This window comes from Aeromicrobium phragmitis, assembly GCF_003674095.1.
Classification (GTDB): domain Bacteria; phylum Actinomycetota; class Actinomycetes; order Propionibacteriales; family Nocardioidaceae; genus Aeromicrobium; species Aeromicrobium phragmitis.
This window is the reverse complement of sequence record NZ_RDBF01000308.1, coordinates 1-283: the sequence shown is the minus strand read 5'-3', so window position 1 is coordinate 283 and position 283 is coordinate 1. Positions and strand designations below refer to the sequence as shown.

Here is a 283-nt window from a genome sequence, read left to right as displayed (position 1 = left end):
GCTGGCTCGGCGAGGCCGGCGGCGTCCCGGTGCCGGAGGTGCTCGGCGTCGATGACGAGTGCCTCGTCCTCGCCTGGGTCGAGCCGGGCAAGCCCACCCCCGAGCTCGCCGAGCAGTTCGGCCGTGAGCTGGCCGTCACCCACCGCGCCGGCGCTCCGCACTTCGGCGCCGACCGCGACGGCTACATCGGTCTCGCGCCGCTGCCCAACCGCCCGCTGCCGACGTGGGAGGAGTTCTACGCCTCCCGGCGGGTCATGCCGTACGTGCGGGCCGCTCTCGACCG

General features: G+C 75.6%; 1 protein-coding gene. It reads left to right on the top strand.

All coding sequences use genetic code 11. The annotated features are described in order from the left end of the window. Nucleotides 1-283: fructosamine kinase family protein (locus D9V41_RS17490; RefSeq protein WP_208006960.1), on the top strand; the 283-nt coding region annotated here is incomplete at both ends.